Raw genomic sequence first — 16,834 nt, 5'->3', positions numbered from 1 at the left:
CTCCCGTCGGGACTTCCGGGTCAGAAGCGACGCGTGATCAGCGCGCGCTTCACTTCCTGGATGGCCTTGGTGACCTCGATGCCACGCGGGCAGGCGTCCGTGCAGTTGAACGTCGTGCGGCAACGCCACACGCCGTCACGGTCGTTGAGGATCTCCAGCCGCTGCTCACCGGCCTCGTCGCGCGAGTCGAAGATGAAGCGGTGCGCGTTGACGATCGCCGCCGGGCCGAAGTACTGGCCGTCGTTCCAGAACACCGGGCACGAGGACGTGCACGCGGCGCACAGGATGCACTTGGTGGTGTCGTCGAAGCGCTCGCGGTCCTCGGCGGACTGCAGGCGCTCGCGGGTCGGCTCGTTCCCCTTGGTGACCAGGAACGGCATGACGTCGCGGTACGCCTGGAAGAACGGGTCCATGTCGACCACGAGGTCCTTGAGGACCGTGAGGCCCTTGATGGCCTCGACCGTGATCGGCTTCTCCGGGTTGATGTCCTTGATCAGCGTCTTGCAGGCGAGCCTGTTCTTGCCGTTGATCCGCATCGCGTCGGAGCCGCAGATGCCGTGCGCGCAGGAACGGCGGAACGTCAGCGTGCCGTCCTGCTCCCACTTGATCTTGTGAAGGGCGTCGAGCACACGCTCCTTCGGGTCGATCTCGATCTGGAAGTCCTGCCAGACCGCTTCCTCGGAGACCTCCGAGTTGAAGCGGCGGATCCGGATCGTGGCGGTGATGTACGGGGTGTCGGCGAAGCCCGGCTCGGGGGCGCTCGTCTTCTCCAGGGTCGGGGTAGCCATCAGTACTTACGCTCCATCGGCTGGTAGCGGGTCTGGACGACCGGCTTGTAGTCGAGCCGGATCGACTCGGTGCCGTCGGCCGCGACCTCGCGGTACGCCATGGTGTGGCGCATGAAGTTGACGTCGTCGCGGTTCGGGAAGTCCTCGCGGTAGTGACCGCCGCGGGACTCCTTGCGGGCCAGCGCGGAGGTCGCCATGACCTCGGCCAGTTCGAGCAGGTTGCCCAGCTCGACGGCCTCCAGCAGGTCCGTGTTGAACCGCTTGCCCTTGTCCTGGATGGACACGTCTCGGTAGCGCTTGCGCAGCTCGGCGATCTTGTCGACCGCCGTCTTGATCGTCTGCTCGGTGCGGAACACCATCACGTTGGCGTCCATGCACTCCTGGAGCTCCAGGCGGATCGCGTGGACCCGCTCGGTGCCCGTGGAGTTCCGCAGGCGCTCGACCTGGTCCACGACCATCTGTGCCGGGTTCTCGGGAAGCTCGACGAAGTCGTTCTCCGCGGAGTACTCGGCGGCGGCGATGCCCGACCGGCGTCCGAAGACGTTGATGTCGAGCAGCGAGTTGGTACCCAGACGGTTGGCACCGTGCACGGACACGCAGGCGACCTCGCCGGCGGCGTAGAGGCCCGGGACGACGGTCGTGTTGTCCGAGAGCACCTCGCCCATGACGTTGGTCGGGATGCCGCCCATGGCGTAGTGCGCGGTCGGCTGGATCGGGATCGGGTCCGTGTAGGGCTCGATGCCGAGGTACGTACGCGCGAACTCCGTGATGTCCGGGAGCTTCGCGTCCAGCTGCTCCGGCGGGAGGTGCGTGAGGTCGAGGTAGACGTGGTCGCCCTCGGGACCGCAGCCGCGGCCCTCACGGATCTCCGTGTAGATGGAGCGGGACACGACGTCACGGGACGCGAGGTCCTTCATGACCGGCGCGTACTTCTCCATGAAGCGCTCGCCGTCCTTGTTGCGGAGGATGCCGCCCTCACCGCGGGCGCCCTCCGTCAGCAGGATGCCCATGCGCCAGATGCCCGTCGGGTGGAACTGGAAGAACTCCATGTCCTCCAGCGGCAGCCCGCGACGCCACGCGGCGGCCTGACCGTCACCGGTCAGGGTGTGCGCGTTCGACGTCACCTTGAAGAACTTGCCGGTGCCGCCGGAGGCGAAGATGATCGCCTTCGCCTGGAAGACGTGGATCTCGCCCGTGGAGAGCTCGTACGCGACCACACCGGCGGACTTCTTCACGCCGGTCTCGGGGTCCTCCTGGAGCAGGAGGTCCAGGACGTAGAACTCGTTGAAGAACTCCACACCCTCCTTGACGCAGTTCTGGTACAGCGTCTGGAGGATCATGTGGCCCGTGCGGTCCGAGGCGTAGCAGGACCGGCGGACGGGGGCCTCACCGTGGCTGCGGGTGTGCCCGCCGAAGCGGCGCTGGTCGATACGGCCCTCGGGCGTGCGGTTGAACGGCAGGCCCATCTTCTCCAGGTCGAGGACGGCGTCGATGGCCTCCTTCGCGAGGATCTCGGCGGCGTCCTGGTCGACCAGGTAGTCGCCGCCCTTGATCGTGTCGAAGGTGTGCCACTCCCAGTTGTCCTCCTCCACGTTCGCCAGCGCGGCGGCCATGCCGCCCTGCGCCGCGCCCGTGTGGGAGCGGGTGGGGTAGAGCTTCGTCAGCACGGCGGTGCGGCTGCGCTTCGTGGACTCGATGGCCGCGCGCATACCGGCGCCGCCGGCACCGACGATGACGGTGTCGTACTTGTGGATCTGCATGATTTCCTCTGGTCCCTCTGGCCCGGCGCCTAGCGGATGTTCGGGTCGAAGGTGAAGATCACCAGCGTGCCCAGCAGGACGGTGAAGACCGTGGCGGTGTACAGGAGCATCTTGAGCCAGAAGCGGGTGTTCGCCCGTTCGGCGTAGTCATTGATGACCGTACGGAGGCCGTTGGAGCCGTGGAGCATGGCCAGCCAGAGCATCGCCAGGTCCCAGACCTGCCAGAACGGCGAGGCCCACCGGCCCGCCACGAAGGCGAAACCGATCTTGGAGACGCCGCCGTCGAGCACCAGCTGGATCAGCAGGTGGCCGATGACGAGGACGACCAGCACGATGCCCGACAGGCGCATGAAGAGCCAGGCGTACATCTCGAAGTTGCCGCGCGTCGACTTCGGCGTCTTGCCGGTCCGCTTGCGCGGGGGCTCGATCACCGGAGCCGGGTGGTCGACGTCGTACAGGCTCACGCCTTCGACGTCACCGATCGCGGAGGAGGTCTCGGTCGACATGGGCCTCAGCTCCCGAAGATTTCACGTACGGCGTGACCGAGGACGGGGTACAGGGCCCCGACCATCAGCACGATCCAGATGCCCAGCACGGTCCAGAGCATCTGCTTCTGGAAGCGCGGTCCCTTGGACCAGAAGTCCACGGCGACGATCCGCAGACCGTTCAGCGCGTGGAACAGGATGGCGGCGACCAGGCCGTACTCGAGGAGCGCGACGATCGGGGTCTTGTAGGTGGCCACGACGTCGTCGTACGCCTCGGGGGAGACACGGACGAGAGCGGTGTCCAGGACGTGTACGAACAGGAAGAAGAAAATGAGGACACCGGTGACTCGATGAGCCACCCAGGACCACATGCCTTCCCGGCCGCGGTACAGCGTTCCAGCCGGCACGGAAGAACCCTCCGGGAGCGGGGATTGGGGTCGGCCGGCTTGACTGTCGGTCTGACCCGGCCGGGTACGGTCCACCGGCCCCGGCCATGGTAGCGACGCTTTGTCGGTTCGTTCGCGCCGGGGCCCTCGCTGTGATCAAAGAGGCAATCGATCAGCCACGGACGGGCTAGGGGATTCCACGCCCGCACCCGTGTCCGGTGCCGCGCCCGGGGAGGGCGCCGTCACCAGCTCGATGATGCGTTCCCGGGCGAGCCGCCGCATCTCCTCCGCGGTGAGCGAGCGCTCCTCGTCCTCGTCGTGGGCCAGCCTGGCCCTGATGCCGGCGAGTACCTGGTCCACGTGGTGGGAGGGCCGGTGGCCGTCCAGGCAGATCACGAAGGCGTGCCCGAACTTGGTCACGTACGCCGCGTGTGCCGCGTGCAGCGCGAGACGCGCCGCGTGGGGCGCGTCCTCGTGCAGCGAGAGGGCCGCCTCTCCGGCGAGCGCCTCGGCGACATCCGTGGGAGACAGGTCGTAACCCGCCTCGTCCGAGGCGGCGAGCATGGAGTCCAGATCGGGATACGGGCGGTACGAGGCCATGCGGTGCGCCCAGCGGGTACTTCCGCAGCACTCCAGCAGGGCGGCCTCCGCCACCAGGAACGGGGCGGCGTTGAACCGGGCGAGTCCCGCGAGCCGGGGGTCCGGCGGGCCGGCGGGGCCCGTCGGGCCGGTCGTACCGGCCGTCACGGTCGGGCCCGTCGTGGCGGGGGCCGGGCAGGCGGGGTCCGCCGGGGCACGGTGTGGTGGGGCGGGCGCGGGGACACGGTCGCGGACGGCACGGCCCGTCCGGCCGGTCTGCCGCACCTGCTCCGGCGGACCGGTGGTGGGCTCGCTGGACCTGGACAGCGTGAACTCCTCGGACGAATGAACATCAAGGACCCGGAGAGGGGTCGGGAAGGCAGCGAGGTCGCACGGGGGGACGAAAGTGAAGGGAGTGACGTATGTGCCGCAACCGTAGCGAGACCAGACGACACCCGTCCGGCGGAACCCAGAAAACCACTCGAACGAGAGAGTTTCGGAACGTTTGACTGACATCGCGACCGTCGTTGCTTCCCTCGATCGGGCTAAGTGAGGCCCGGAGGCCCCTCTCCGTGCCCCCGGCGCGCGTATCTCTGCGGCGTGCGCATCTCCCTCACGTCCCGCCCTCCACGCCCCCCACGCCCCGGAGGTTCCACCCCCATGTCCCCCTCACGCGGCACGTCCCCCTCACGCGGTGCCCTCGTCGCCGGAGCCGCCCTCACCACCGCCGCCACGCTCGCCCTCGTCTCCTGCGGTTCGGGCGACGGCGGCGGCTCCGAGCCCACCGGGGACGCCGCGTCGTCGCCGCCCGCCATATCCGCTTCCCCGTCGCCCACCCGCAGCTACCCCCTGTCCGAGGCGCCCCGCACCATCCCCGCCGTACGCGAGCACACCGCCGCGCGCGGCCCCGGCTGGAAGCCCTCTTCCTCCGGCGGGGTGGTCGTCGCGGACGGCAGCGGCGCCCTCGCCGACGAGGCCCGGCTGCTCGCCGGGGAACTCGAACTGCACTACCGGGGCGAGGCTGCCCCCCGTACGGGTGATGTCGAACTCTCCCTGGACGAGGGAGCGAAGACCGGCGCCGAGTCGTACCGGCTCACCGTGCGGGACGGCCGGGTGACCATCAGCGGGCCCGACGAGGCCGGCGTCTTCTGGGGCACCCGCACCCTCAAGCAGTCGGTCGAGGCGGACGGCACCTTTCCCGAGGGAGTCGTCAACGACCGCCCCGACCGCCCGCAGCGGGGCCTCAACCTGGACATCGCGCGCAAGCCGTACAGCGTCGACTGGATCGAGGACCGGCTCCGCGACCTGGCGGACCTCAAGATGAACCAGCTCGGGCTGCACTTCTCCGACGACCAGGCGTTCCGCATCGAGTCCCGGTCGCACCCCGAGGTGGTCTCCCCGGACCACCTGAGCCAGGCCCAGGTGAAGCAGATCCTGGCGCTGGCGAAGAGCCTGCACATCGAGGTGATCCCCGAGATCGACTCGCCCGGACACCTCGGCGCCGTCCTGCGGGCCCACCCCGACCTCCAGCTCCGCAGCGTCTCGGGGGCGGCGTCCAAGGGGTCCCTCGACATCTCGAAACCGGGGTCGGCGAAGCTGATCGACGAACTGCTCGACGAGTTCACCGGCCTCTTCGGGGGGAAGTTCTGGCACCTGGGCGCCGACGAGTACCAGGCGCTCACGGTCCCGGACCCCGGCGCCTCGTACCCGCAGCTCCTCGCCGCCGCGCGGCGGAAGTACGGCGACGGAGCCACCATCGAGGACCTCGCCACCGGCTGGCTCAACGACCGCGCCGCCGTCGTCCGCCCGGCGGGGATGACCGCGAAGGCGTGGAACGACGGCCTCTTCAGCGGCGGCACCGTGCAGGCGGACAAGCGGATCGAGATCGAGTACTGGACGGGCAAGGAGATCGGCGCCCGCGAACCCGAGGCGTACCTGAGCGAGGGGCGCCCGGTGGTGAACCTCAACGACGAGTTCCTCTACTACGTGCTCGGCCAGCCGAACACCTTCGTCTACCCGACCGGCAAGCGGATCTACGAACAGTGGACCCCGCTCGTGCTGCGCGGCACCCGGCCGGTCCCGGCGAAGTACTCCGACCAGATCCTGGGCGGCCGGTTCGCCGTCTGGGGCGACTTCCCGAACGCTCAGACACAGGCGCAGGTCGCCGAGGGCATCCGGCTGCCGCTCGCGGCCACGGCCCAGAAGCTCTGGGTGCCGGGGAAGCCGGCGCTGAGCTGGACGGCTTTCACCGCGCTGGCCTCGGAGATCGACGGGCGGGGATGAGGACGACGGGCGGGGGCCCCGGGCCGGCCGGAGAGCCGGAGGAGGCCGTCCGCGGGGCGCGTGAGCCGAGAGGGCAAGCGGAATCAAGCCATCCGACAGCCGGGGCGGGGGTCGGCCACCCCGAGTCCTCCCGGTTTCCTCCAGGTTTCCTCCATCAAATTCGCGCCGAACCAGCGTCATTTTTCCTACTTTCTGGGATTGTTGGGGCTGGTGGGGCGCTCCGGCGGCGTCCTGGCGGGCGTTTCCTGCCGGCGTGCGGTGACGTATTCGCGCCACACGGCGCTGTACGCGACAAAGAAGACCGAGGGGGTACGTCATGAACCTGTGGGATCTCATCGCCCGCGCCGACGCGCGTGCACTGGCCGCGAGCGGCCTCGCCTGCCTCGACCGCTGTCTGCCCCCGGCCCCGGAGGGTGAGGGCACGGAACCGCTGCGCCCGCTCTGGGCGAGCTGCGAGGACGGCACCGCCTGGGCCGCCCGCCTCGCCGCCGCGCGCGAGACCGTCGCGGCCCTGGACGGACCGGCGGGTGCCGGTCCAGCACGCGCCGAGGCGCCCGACGAGCCGCTCGCGCGCATCCGCGCGGTACTGGACGCCGCCCCGGAGACCTTCGAGGCGGGACCCCTGCGCGCGTGGGCCGACACCTGCTCCCTGCTCTCCCTGGAGATCCACCGCCGCGCCGACCAGCCGCCCGCACCGGACGCGGTCACCCCGGCGGCGGACCCCGCGAGCCCGCCGGGGGTGCCGGAGGGTGGCGAACGGGAAGCGCTGGAGCTGCTGAGGATCGGCTCCGCCGGGGCCGAGGCCGACGCGGGCCCGCTCGTCACGGGCGAACTGCGCCGCCAGCGCGAGCTGCTGGAGATCCTCGCCGAGACCGCCGGCTCACCCGGCAGCGGCGCGGGGCTGCGGCGGGCGCTCGACCACTCGACCGAGGGCCGCCGGGTGCTGCGCGCGGTCATGTCCCGCCGGGCGCGCAACCAGGCGTGAGGGTTGTGGGCGGTGTGGGCGTGCCGGCCCGGCCGGGAGTGGCGGGATCGCCGGCACCGGCAGGGCGGAAGAACCACCGAGGTGCGGGGGCCGGCACCCGAGGTGTCCGTACATGGTGGCGAGGAGCCGCAGCTGCTCTTACCGCAGTCCCGACTTTCACTGAGGAGAGGGAAGAAGAGTGATCTCCGACCCCCGTGTCCACACACGCAGGTGGGCGTCCAGGCATCCGGTCTTCACGGGACTGATCATCGGAGTGCTCTTCGGTCTCGTGGAGGTTCTGGCCACCGGCGACGCTCTGGGGTCCCTGCTGTTCGCCGTCGTCGTCGCAGGGATCTTCACCCTGACCGCCTTGGGTGAGAGGCGGCGTCGGAAGAAGCGCGAGCTGCCACTCTGACGAGCGGCCGGGTGGTGCGCCGCTACCGGCCCCGCACCACCCTGTTCTCGCGGGTCGGCCCGGATCGCCGCCAGATCCTTGACCGCCTCGCCGATCGTGAATGCGAAGACGATCAGTCGGACCCGGACTTCCTCCCGTGCTCCGCCACCGCGCACTCACCCGGCGCATCGGGCTCGGCGGGCCGGGCGGAGGTAGGTGACGTGCGGGCCACTCCGGTCGGCCGCAGACAGGGTTTCGATCGCGAACCCACACGTCCGAGCAGGTCCTGACAGATAGACGACCGGGGCCGCCACCCCCCACAGGAGAGGCCCCGGCCGTCTTCCGCGAAGCCGCAGAGCGGCCCCGTACTCCACTCAGCGCCGCGACCGCGTTTTCTGTCACACCGCCAGGTGCCGACGGTTTGTTGCGACTTGTACAAGCCATGGACGCGACACCCGCCCAGCACGTAGCGTGCTGATCGCGCAGGGTGGCGCAGCGGCGGTGACCAGCCGCGATTCGGGACATCAGGGCGGTTGAGGGGTGCTGGGGGACGACGCGGAGCTGACCGCCGCGGTGCTCGCGGCGCAGGGCGGGAGCGAGGAAGGCTTCCGCGTTGTGTACCGCGCTGTGCAGCCGAGGCTGTTGGGGTACATACGAACGCTGGTGGGGGACGCGGACGCGGAGGACGTGGCCTCCGAGACGTGGTTCCAGATAGCCCGCGACCTGGACCGGTTCAGCGGTGACGCCGACCGCTTCCGGGGATGGGCTGCCCGGATCGCGCGCAACCGTTCCCTCGATCATCTGCGGATGCGTGGCCGGAGGCCCGCGATCGGCGGTGACGAGACGGAGCTGACGGGGCGTCCGGCCGAATCGGACACCGAGGGCGAGGCCTTGGAGGCCATCGACACCGGCCGGGCCATGGCGCTTATCGCCCGGCTTCCGCAGGACCAGGCCGAAGCGGTGGTGCTGCGGGTCGTCGTCGGCCTCGACGCGAAGAGCGCCGCGCAGACGCTGGGGAAGCGGCCCGGTGCCGTACGCACGGCCGCGCACCGCGGGTTGAAGCGGCTCGCGGACATGCTGGCGGGGGAGCCCCGGGAAGCGGAATGGGCCGGTACGGTCGCTCAGGGGCCGCGAAACGACGGGGCGGAGCACGGTGCGGGGGTCCGGGACGGGCCCGGGCCGGAGCTCGGTGCCGTACCCGCGCAACGCGTGGGACGGAGTGGTGTGGCGGCGCCCGCGGGAGTGGTTCCCGGAGTGACGCATTCGCGTCCGTGGACGCAGAAGGACATGTGATGGCCGACGAGCAGGACGAGTGGCTCGACAGGGACGCGGCGGAGAGACTGCTCCGCGGCGAACCGGTCGCGCCTCCCGGGGCTCAGGCGCGTTCCGCCGCACGGAGCCTCTTTGAGACGCTCGGCGCGGCCGCCCGGTCGGGAACACCGTCCGAACGTGAACTCGCGGGCGAGGAAGCCGCGGTGGCGGCTTTCCGGCAGGTCGGCCCGGCTCGCGGGGCATCCGGCACCGGGCGTCACCGGCGGCCCGTGGGCCCCGCCGCGGAAGCCGGTACCGCCCCGGACGCGGGCACGCTCGACCCGGTGCGGATCGGCACACCGCCCTCCTCGTCCGGCCGCCGGGAGCGCCCCCGCTTCGGGCGCCCGGTGCGCATCGGCCTGGCGGCCTCACTCGCGGGCTGCGCGCTCGGCGGCGTCGCCGTGGCGGCCGGTACGGGTGCGCTGACCGGGGCGTTCGGCGGCTCGGAGCACGGTCCGACGACCTCCGTCTCGGTGGCCGCGTCGACGGACGGCGCCGCCCCGGACACCCCCGGTACAAGCGCGCCCGCCGGCACTCCGGACGGCACCGGCGACGCCCCCGGCGCAAGCGCCGGCGGAACCTCCGGGGCGGCGGGCGGCGCGAACGCCACCCCGGGCACCGGCGGCCCGGACGGCCGGGACGGCACCGGCGCCCCCGGCAGCCGGGCGGGCGGTTACGGGGACGGGACCGTGGACCGGGGCACGTTCGGCGGCCCGGGCGGCTCCGGCGGTAGCGACTCCGACGGGTACGCCGCAGCCGTGGAGGACTGCCACGACTACCGGGACGGGCACTTGGACGACCGGGAGAAGCTCCGCCTCGCCCGACTGGCGCGGGGCGAAGCGAACATTCCGGCCTACTGCGCCACCGTCACGGGCTCCTCGCCCAAGGGTTCCGGCACGGGAGACGGATCGGACGGGCCGGACCGGAACGGCGCGGGCGACGGCTCCGACCGCACCGGTGGCGACAGCGACGAGTGGGACCCGGACACCTACCAGCAGGGCCAGTCCTCCTCCTTCCCACTTCGGAGGACCGCTGCGGACGGCCCCGCCACCATGGCGGCTTTGGCTCCCGCGAGGAGCAGTGCGACGTCCACCGAGAAGTCCGCGAAGGCGACGGACCTGAGCGCCGCCCCGCCTGTCACGCCGTCCGCGGGCGCGCCCGGTGCGTCCGCCGCGGTGTGGGCGGCGGGCCCCGGACCGGCCACCCCGGTACCCGCAGCCGCTTTCGGGGCGGGCGGGTCGGGCGCGGAGAGCGCGCCGGCCGGGCGGGCCGGACACGGCGGGGGCCGCGGCTCCTACGGATAGCGGGGCGCGCTCCGGCCGCCCCCGATCCGGGCCGCCGCTGTGGGGCCGGTCACATCCGGGCGGCAGCTGTGACGTTTTCCGGACCGGTGACGCAGTAGGAAGTGAGCCGACTGGTCATCGGCGGCGCATCGAGCCGGGGTTCCCCCCGTACCTTCGGCTCCGCGCATCGGCGCGGGCGGGACACGTTCCCCCGGTCCCGTCCGCGCCCCTTCTCCCTGCTCCGCGGGTCGAGCCGCGCCTCAGTGGTAGATCACGACCTTGTCGCCGTTCCTCACCTGCTCGTAGAGCGCGGAGATCTTCTTCTCGTCGCGGACGTTGACGCAGCCGTGGGACGCGCCGGTGTAACCGCGCGCGGCGAAGTCGGCCGAGTAGTGCACCGCTTGGCCGCCGCTGAAGAACATCGCGTACGGCATGGCCGAGCCGTACAGCGTCGAGACGTGGTGGCGCGACTTCCAGTAGACGGAGAAGACGCCCTCGCGGGTCGGCGTGTACTCCGAGCCGAACCGCACGTCCATCACCGAGACCACCCGGCCGTCGATCATCCACGCCAGGGTCCGGCTCTCCTTGCTGACGCAGAGCACCCGTCCCTTCAGGCACCTCGGGTCCGGGGCCGCCACCGGGAGTTCGGTCGGCGGGTCGAGCTCGGATGCCGTGGGCGTGCGCGTGGCGGCCAGCAGCCGCTGCCAGGTGACGGAGTCCGTGCGGCCCGTCACCCGGAGGCCGAGCTCGCGCTGGAAGTCCTCCACCGCCCGGGAGGTGAGCGTCCCGTAGTAGCCGGTGGGGTTGCGGGCGAAGTGCCCGGCCTGCCGCAGCCGGGCCTGGAGTTCGCGCACCCGCGCCCCCTGCGAGCCTGTCGCCATCAGGGCCGAGGCGGACGGTGAGGGCGCCGGAGCCGCCGGGGCGCCCGAACTCGTCGCCGGAGCGGCCGGCTTGTCGTCCGAGGGCCGGGACGGCGAGGGCGTCGCCGACAGAGTGGGCGTGGCGGACGCTTTGGTGGAAGACGGTGCGGCAGGTACGGGTACGGGCGGCGCGCTCGCCCCGCCGGTCACCTCCACCGGTTCGCACCCCGTCGCCAGAACCGCACCGACGAGCAGGACGGCGGCGGTCACGGCCCGTCTCCGCGCGGACGACCGGCCCCGTCCGGCGGCGGGGAGCGAGGCCGAAGCGGATGCCGCTGTCCCGGCCGGGGCCGACCTCGGACCGGATGCCGTTGCCCGGCCGGACGCGGCTGCCGGACCGGACGCCGATGCCCGGGCCGGGGTCGACGCCGGGGCGGATGGCGGAGTCGACGACGGATTCCCTCGCGGAATCGTCGTCGAGGGTGAACGTGTGGCTCGTGTGCGTCTCACTTCGGCCTCCCCGTGGCCCGTGAGGTCCCCGCGGCCCGCAATGCCGCGCGTTCCGTGTCACTGGGGACGCGTTCCCGCCCTGCGCGGTTGCCGAACGTCCCGGGACGGTGACGGGGGCGCCCCGCCCCACCGCGATTGCGCTCGTCCGGGTGGATTGGACTCCGGCCCCGGCCGTGCCGGTCGGCCCGGGTGGACGATGCCGGGGGAGGTTCCGGATCCGAACCGCCGGGCGTTCCCCCCCACCGGACACGAACCCGCGGGAGCAGCTGACATGGCCGTACCGGACCCGGAAGCGGGCGTCACCGGACCCACCGACGAACCCATCGACCTCACGGACCGGGAGTTGGTCCGCGATCCGTTCACCGCCTACGCCCCCGACCACGACGCGCGTCGGCGGATGGTGCGCGGACGCGTCCCCGGAGTCGACCCGATGTGGGTGGCGACCCGGTTCGACGACATTCGTACGATCATGGGAGATCCCCGTTTCACGGTGGACGCCACCGCCGTGCCCGGCGCTCCGGTGGCCCACCGCACGGAGCAGACCTGGCAGGCGCGCGGCATGCGCCCGGACCACGAGAAGTACCTCCGCGCAGGGATCTTCGACGCCGACGGCCCCGACCACCGGCGACTGCGCGGCCTGGTGACGGCCGCGTTCTCACCCGTGCGGGTGGCCGCGCTGAGGCCGAGGATCGAAGCCGTCGCCCGCCACCTGACCGACCGGCTGCCCGAGCACGCCGAGGACGGTGTGGTGGATCTGGTGGAGCACTTCGCCCGGCCCCTGCCCATCACCGTCATCTGCGAGCTCATCGCCGTGCCCGAGGCCGACCGCGACCGCTGGCGGGCCCGCAGCGCCACACTCACCGCCGGGGTCTGCGGCGACGAACTGGGAAACGCGCTCGCCGGCATGGTCGCCGACGCCCACGCCCTCGTGGAGCACCACACCCGCCGTCCCGGATCCGACCTCGTCTCCGAACTCCTCGCTCCCGGGTGCCGCGAACGGCTGAGCACCGAGGAACTCGTCGCGCTCGTCGTCAATCTCGTCGTCGCCGGGCACATCACCACCGTCAACCTCATCGCCAACGGCACCGAGGCGCTCCTGGCCCACCCCGGTCAGCTCGCCCTGCTGCGCGCGGACCCCTCCCTGATGCCGCACGCCGTCGACGAGCTCATGCGTTACTGCGGACCCGTCGTGCGCGCGCTGCCCCGCTACGCGCTCCGCGACACCGCCGTCGGTACCACCCCGGTGTGCGCCGGGGAGGCCGTCCTGCCCATCGTGTCCGCCGCCAACCGCGACCCGGCCGCCTTCACCGACCCGGGCCGACTGGACATCGGCCGCACCCGCCGAAGCAGGGAACACCACATCGGATTCGGCCACGGCGCCCACCGCTGCCTGGGCGCGAACCTGGCCCAGGAGGAGACCGCCGTCGCCCTGACCGCCCTGCTCGGCAGCTTCCCCGGGCTGCGCCTCGCCACCGGTCCGGAGCTCCTGCAACGCGGCACCAACCCCGTCAACTGGCATCTGAAGGCGCTTCCGGTCCGGCTGTGATCCTGCCGGACCGTCCATTGCCGGCCCCCGGCCTGGACGGAACCCGGATCACGCGTGCGAAACTCCGTCCCATGCTGGGTGTCACTGATCTGCCGACCTACCTCGTCGGCCTCGTCCTCATCGTTCTGCTGCCGGGACCGAACTCGCTCTACGTGCTCTCCGTCGCCGCGCGGCGCGGCGTACGGACCGGATACGTCGCGGCGGCCGGAGTCTGGACCGGTGACACGGTCCTGATGACCTTGTCCGCCCTCGGCGCCGCCTCCCTGCTCCAGACGACCCCGCTGCTCTTCGCGGTGGTCAAGTACGCGGGTGCCGGCTACCTCACCTGGCTGGCGTTCGGGATGCTCCGTGCCGCCCGGGAGCTGTGGCGGGAACGCACCCGGCGGGTCGCCGAACTCACCGAGGACACCCTGGCCGCCGGGGAGCCGGGGGCCGCCGGGGCGGATGCCGGGGTACGCGAGCGGCCCTACCGCCGGGCCCTGGTGGTCAGCATCTTCAACCCGAAGGCCATCCTCTTCCTGATCTCCTTCTTCGTGCAGTTCGTGTCAAAGTCCAACCCGGTCGTCGGGTTCGTGACTCTGGGCGTACTCCTCCAGCTGGCAAGCGGGTTGTACCTGTCTGCGCTCATCTTCGGCGGGTCTCGCCTGGCTGCCATGTTCCGTCGGCGGAAGACGCTCAGCGCCGGAGCCACCACGGCCGCCGGGGTGCTCTTCCTGGGGTTCGCCGCCAAGCTGTCTCTGGCGAGCGCGTAGGGGGCTGGCGTGTCTCACCTTGACGACACGGCAGCCCTGTTCGCCCGTATGAGCGTCCAGGAGCAGCAAGACGCACTGCGTGCCCTCGGGCTGCCGGAGAGGCCCCATAAGGAGCCCCAAGCCCCGGCCAAGGTCACCCCGTTCTCTGCCCTCACCAGCACTCCGGGCAGGCGGAAGCGGCGGCCACTCACTGTGGAAGCCGTGAGCAGTCGGGAGAGGCCCTGAAGGCGTCCATCCGCCGGTTACCCGGTCACGCGAATATTGGCGTGACCGCGTAGACCCGCGCATCGGAGATCCGTAACGTCATCCCCGCGGCCGCGGAAGGGCACCCGGATGGAACCGCCGGCGCCCTGTGAGCCTTGTAGGCCCAGCACTTGAGTCCGGCTTCGGCGAGTGCGTCGGCGATGCCGGGGGTACGGGCGGCGGTCATGTAGTGCGTGGGGCCGGGGAGCGCGGGCGAAGCCCACAGGAGCCGTCCGAATGGGTCGGTGAGGACTAGAGTTGTCCCGCAATTCCTGGCGGGTGCGCGACGACAGCTACGGCACCGCAGATTGCGGGACAACCCTGAGGACGTTCACGCCGTGGCGCCTGTGCTTGCCGGAGTGGAACGGGGTGTCGGCGGCGATCCGGTCGATTGGCAGGAGCGTCCCGTCGGGGATGACGAAGGCCGGCCGGCGTGCGGTCCGCATCGCCTCGGCCAGGCTTTGAGCGAGTGCGGCCAGGACGTGTATCGCCTCGCGGACGTCACGGTAGACGGTCGCGATCCGATGCCGAACGCGGCGGCCGGCTGAGTGTAGGTGTTGCCGCAGCGCAGGTGAGCCAGGACCAGAAGCGCCTGCCGGCTCGGCGTGGTGCGACGCCGTTGGGTGCCGATCTTGCGGCGGTGGGCGGCCAGGCACCGGGCAAGGTGACGAAGGTGTGCGCTGGACAGGTCGATCGCCGATGGGTGAACAAGCACGCGAAGCTCCTGGTCGGCACGGGTGATCTTGGTCGTGAACCCGTCTACCAGGAGCTTCGTCTTTCACCTCGCGCAGGGCGCCCCAACCCGCCAGCCCCGCCGTCAGGCAGGAAAAGGCCCAGTATCGTTAACTCCAGCTGTCGTCCATTCTGATCAGTCGCTTCTTGACGTCGTGCGGAATGATCAACTTGCCCAACAGTTCCCCATCGTCTCGTTTTCCAAGTTCAAAAGTTATTCCGGCGCTCAATAGGTCCTTCTCCATTGCCTCGACGCCACCGGTCTTCCAGTGTTGGCTGTAGGTGATGCCGGTGGCCTCGTAGACCCACCTGTCCTTTGTGGAATCCGGATCGATCTTCATCAAGTCGTTCATGAGGGCGTCTAGTGTGCCCTCCGCTTTCTCTCGAATGAACCCGGACTTGTCGAATCTTCCTCCAGACTCCAGCCCGGACATGTAGTAGGCGATGGACTCTTCCAGTCGCTTCCGCTCGCGCCTGTTCTCGTCGCCTCGGGCGTACTCGCGGCGGATCACCTCGAATTCCCCTAGGGCCTCGAAGACAGCGTGACTCAGGGCCGAGTACACATGCTCAGGGTCCGGCGTGACGAATCCCGGCCTCCGGCACTCGTTGCATCGCAGGTATCGGTATTCCTTCACTTCTCCGGTAGAAAGATCTCTGTAGCTGTTTGATTCGGTGATGTTCCTGCCGCACTGATGCTTGATGACGCCAAGGAACCTGGTGGGGCGGCGGTTCTTCTCATGACGGCGCTTGTTTTTGGAGCGGACGGAGAGTGCGGTTTGTACTTGCTCGAACTCTTCATCCGTCAGGATCGGTTGATCCGCGACCCTGATTTCCTGGCCCTTCTTGTCCAGTACCGGGGTGGACCTGTAAGTGGCCGCCTTCGTTCCTCCCTCGGTGCGAATTCCCTTGACGGCAGGATTTCTCAGGGTCCTGAGCACCTGCTGATTGTTCCACTTCCCGTTGCTGTAGGTTGCAACCTTGGCCCTGTCCAAAACCTTAGCGATCCGGTTTGCCGGAACTCCACGCATTGCGGCGTGATACATGTAACGCACCGCCCGCGCCTGCTTAGGGTCCTGCACTAGGCGGAGTTTTCCTTGCACCCTGCCAGTCTTGTAGCCAAATGACGGCTTACCGATACGCCATTGATCTTGCTGCTTGGTGTATTCCCAGTGGGATGAAACGCGGGTTTTGGTGTTGGCCGCCTCAATCTCTGCAACTGCCGCGACGAACGTCACCATCGCTTGAGCCATGGGGGATGACAGGTCCAGTGTGTCGTTTAGGGAAATCAGGTTCTTCCCGAACTTCTCACACCACTTGATGACTTCGTGCAAGTCAGAGATGCGTCTGATGAATCGGTCCAGCTTCCAGAACAGGATGATGTCAAACTCTGGAATGCGGTTGTTGAGCCAGTCCCCGAGTTCCTTGCGCTCCCAAGGCGCTTTCTTGGTTGCGGACACTCCGAGGTCCCTGGCCACGCCGACAACCTTGACGCCCTCTCGTATCGCGTGGCGCCAAAGGTCGAGTTCCTGCCGCGCTGGGCTGGTGGTGTCCTCCGTGAGGATCGACAGCCGCACCGACAGGAGTCCTCGGGGCGCGTCCTCCGGCAGTGCCTGGCTCCTGGCCTGGAGCTCGGCCAGCTCGGCCAGCTCCTCGGCGGTCCACTCGGGTGCGGTCTTCGTGGTGGTCATGGGCGGGAGCCTACAAGCGGTTGGACTTTGGAACGTTCTTCGTGCAGTTCGTGGAGCCCGACTACGCCTACCCGGCGCTCTCGTTCGTGGTGCTGGGCGGGCTGCTCCAGCTGGCGAGCTTCCTCTACCTCTCCGCGCTGATCTTCGGCGGGACCCGCCTCGCCGCCGCCTTCCGCCGCCGCAAGCGGCTTTCGGCGACGGCCACTTCGGTGGCCGGCCTGCTCTTCCTCGGCTTCGCCGCGAAGCTCTCGCTCAGCGGCATCTGAGTCC

14 protein-coding genes and 2 pseudogenes are annotated in these 16,834 nt (G+C 70.2%); 8 read left to right on the top strand and 8 right to left on the bottom strand.

Translation table 11 applies throughout. The features are described from left to right. Positions 1 to 20 precede the first annotated feature (20 nt). From ACFWEP_RS13995 to ACFWEP_RS13975, 5 genes are all read right to left on the bottom strand, one after another. Positions 21 to 788 (bottom strand): succinate dehydrogenase iron-sulfur subunit, encoded by a 768-nt coding sequence (locus tag ACFWEP_RS13995; protein WP_387369790.1) that lies wholly within the window; start codon positions 786 to 788, stop codon positions 21 to 23. After that, the gene (sdhA, locus tag ACFWEP_RS13990; protein WP_328719772.1) at positions 788 to 2,548 is read right to left on the bottom strand and encodes a succinate dehydrogenase flavoprotein subunit; all 1,761 of its coding nucleotides are present in this window, start codon (positions 2,546 to 2,548) and stop codon (positions 788 to 790) included. Before sdhA ends, ACFWEP_RS13995 begins: the two co-directional genes overlap by 1 nt. 29 nt (positions 2,549 to 2,577) lie before the next feature. Then, a complete protein-coding gene (locus tag ACFWEP_RS13985) occupies positions 2,578 to 3,054 on the bottom strand; it encodes a succinate dehydrogenase hydrophobic membrane anchor subunit (RefSeq protein WP_327177609.1) in 477 nt (158 codons plus the stop codon). 5 nt (positions 3,055 to 3,059) lie between these two features. Continuing rightward, entirely contained in the window at positions 3,060 to 3,440 is a 381-nt protein-coding gene (gene sdhC / locus ACFWEP_RS13980; RefSeq protein ID WP_387369787.1) for a succinate dehydrogenase, cytochrome b556 subunit, read from the bottom strand. 135 nt (positions 3,441 to 3,575) lie between these two features. Continuing rightward, positions 3,576 to 4,166, bottom strand: a complete 591-nt coding sequence (locus ACFWEP_RS13975) for a 2-oxo-4-hydroxy-4-carboxy-5-ureidoimidazoline decarboxylase (protein WP_387369785.1) — start codon at positions 4,164 to 4,166, stop codon at positions 3,576 to 3,578. A 492-nt stretch (positions 4,167 to 4,658) separates the two neighbouring features. On the opposite strand from ACFWEP_RS13975, the gene ACFWEP_RS13970 reads away from it, so the two are divergent. From ACFWEP_RS13970 to ACFWEP_RS13950, 5 genes are all read left to right on the top strand, one after another. Then, the gene (locus ACFWEP_RS13970) at positions 4,659 to 6,281 is read left to right on the top strand and encodes a family 20 glycosylhydrolase (RefSeq protein WP_387369783.1); all 1,623 of its coding nucleotides are present in this window, start codon (positions 4,659 to 4,661) and stop codon (positions 6,279 to 6,281) included. Positions 6,282 to 6,597: 316 nt separating this feature from the next. Beyond that, positions 6,598 to 7,266 (top strand): hypothetical protein, encoded by a 669-nt coding sequence (locus tag ACFWEP_RS13965; protein WP_387369781.1) that lies wholly within the window; start codon positions 6,598 to 6,600, stop codon positions 7,264 to 7,266. 178 nt (positions 7,267 to 7,444) lie between these two features. Next, on the top strand, positions 7,445 to 7,660 hold the full coding sequence (locus tag ACFWEP_RS13960; protein WP_387369779.1) for a hypothetical protein: 216 nt from the start codon (positions 7,445 to 7,447) through the stop codon (positions 7,658 to 7,660). A 519-nt stretch (positions 7,661 to 8,179) separates the two neighbouring features. Beyond that, complete coding sequence (locus ACFWEP_RS13955; RefSeq protein WP_387369777.1) at positions 8,180 to 8,932, top strand: RNA polymerase sigma factor; 753 nt, start codon at positions 8,180 to 8,182, stop codon at positions 8,930 to 8,932. After that, positions 8,932 to 10,254 (top strand): hypothetical protein, encoded by a 1,323-nt coding sequence (locus ACFWEP_RS13950; protein WP_387369775.1) that lies wholly within the window; start codon positions 8,932 to 8,934, stop codon positions 10,252 to 10,254. The genes ACFWEP_RS13955 and ACFWEP_RS13950 overlap by 1 nt, the downstream gene beginning before the upstream one ends. Positions 10,255 to 10,493: 239 nt before the next feature. Here the strand turns inward: ACFWEP_RS13950 and ACFWEP_RS13945 are convergent, their stop codons facing one another. Further along, entirely contained in the window at positions 10,494 to 11,363 is an 870-nt protein-coding gene (locus tag ACFWEP_RS13945) for a L,D-transpeptidase family protein (RefSeq protein WP_387369773.1), read from the bottom strand. A 511-nt stretch (positions 11,364 to 11,874) separates the two neighbouring features. Here ACFWEP_RS13945 and ACFWEP_RS13940 point away from each other — a divergent pair. Next, the gene (locus ACFWEP_RS13940; protein WP_387369770.1) at positions 11,875 to 13,149 is read left to right on the top strand and encodes a cytochrome P450; all 1,275 of its coding nucleotides are present in this window, start codon (positions 11,875 to 11,877) and stop codon (positions 13,147 to 13,149) included. 71 nt (positions 13,150 to 13,220) lie between these two features. Next, a complete protein-coding gene (gene leuE / locus ACFWEP_RS13935; protein ID WP_387369768.1) occupies positions 13,221 to 13,901 on the top strand; it encodes a leucine efflux protein LeuE in 681 nt (226 codons plus the stop codon). A 242-nt stretch (positions 13,902 to 14,143) separates the two neighbouring features. On the opposite strand, the pseudogene ACFWEP_RS13930 reads toward leuE, so the two are convergent. Next, a pseudogene (locus tag ACFWEP_RS13930) lies at positions 14,144 to 14,859 on the bottom strand (transposase family protein). A gap of 127 nt (positions 14,860 to 14,986) precedes the next feature. Further along, on the bottom strand, positions 14,987 to 16,564 hold the full coding sequence (locus ACFWEP_RS13925; protein ID WP_387369766.1) for a recombinase family protein: 1,578 nt from the start codon (positions 16,562 to 16,564) through the stop codon (positions 14,987 to 14,989). Positions 16,565 to 16,596: 32 nt separating this feature from the next. On the opposite strand from ACFWEP_RS13925, the pseudogene ACFWEP_RS13920 reads away from it, so the two are divergent. Continuing rightward, positions 16,597 to 16,830: pseudogene (locus tag ACFWEP_RS13920) on the top strand (LysE family transporter); the annotation flags it as partial. Positions 16,831 to 16,834: the final 4 nt, after the last annotated feature.

This window comes from Streptomyces sp. NPDC060198 (assembly GCF_042728415.1).
Taxonomy (GTDB): Bacteria; Actinomycetota; Actinomycetes; order Streptomycetales; family Streptomycetaceae; genus Streptomyces.
This window is presented reverse-complemented; position numbering and strand designations above follow the sequence as displayed.

Coding starts and splice junctions, on each gene's coding strand:
- ACFWEP_RS13995 (WP_387369790.1), bottom strand. CDS start 788: ATGGCTACCCCGACCCTGGAGAAGACGAGCGCCCCCGAGCCGGGCTTC.
- sdhA (WP_328719772.1), bottom strand. CDS start 2,548: ATGCAGATCCACAAGTACGACACCGTCATCGTCGGTGCCGGCGGCGCC.
- ACFWEP_RS13985 (WP_327177609.1), bottom strand. CDS start 3,054: ATGTCGACCGAGACCTCCTCCGCGATCGGTGACGTCGAAGGCGTGAGC.
- ACFWEP_RS13970 (WP_387369783.1), top strand. CDS start 4,659: ATGTCCCCCTCACGCGGCACGTCCCCCTCACGCGGTGCCCTCGTCGCC.
- ACFWEP_RS13965 (WP_387369781.1), top strand. CDS start 6,598: ATGAACCTGTGGGATCTCATCGCCCGCGCCGACGCGCGTGCACTGGCC.
- ACFWEP_RS13950 (WP_387369775.1), top strand. CDS start 8,932: ATGGCCGACGAGCAGGACGAGTGGCTCGACAGGGACGCGGCGGAGAGA.
- ACFWEP_RS13940 (WP_387369770.1), top strand. CDS start 11,875: ATGGCCGTACCGGACCCGGAAGCGGGCGTCACCGGACCCACCGACGAA.
- leuE (WP_387369768.1), top strand. CDS start 13,221: ATGCTGGGTGTCACTGATCTGCCGACCTACCTCGTCGGCCTCGTCCTC.
- ACFWEP_RS13925 (WP_387369766.1), bottom strand. CDS start 16,564: ATGACCACCACGAAGACCGCACCCGAGTGGACCGCCGAGGAGCTGGCC.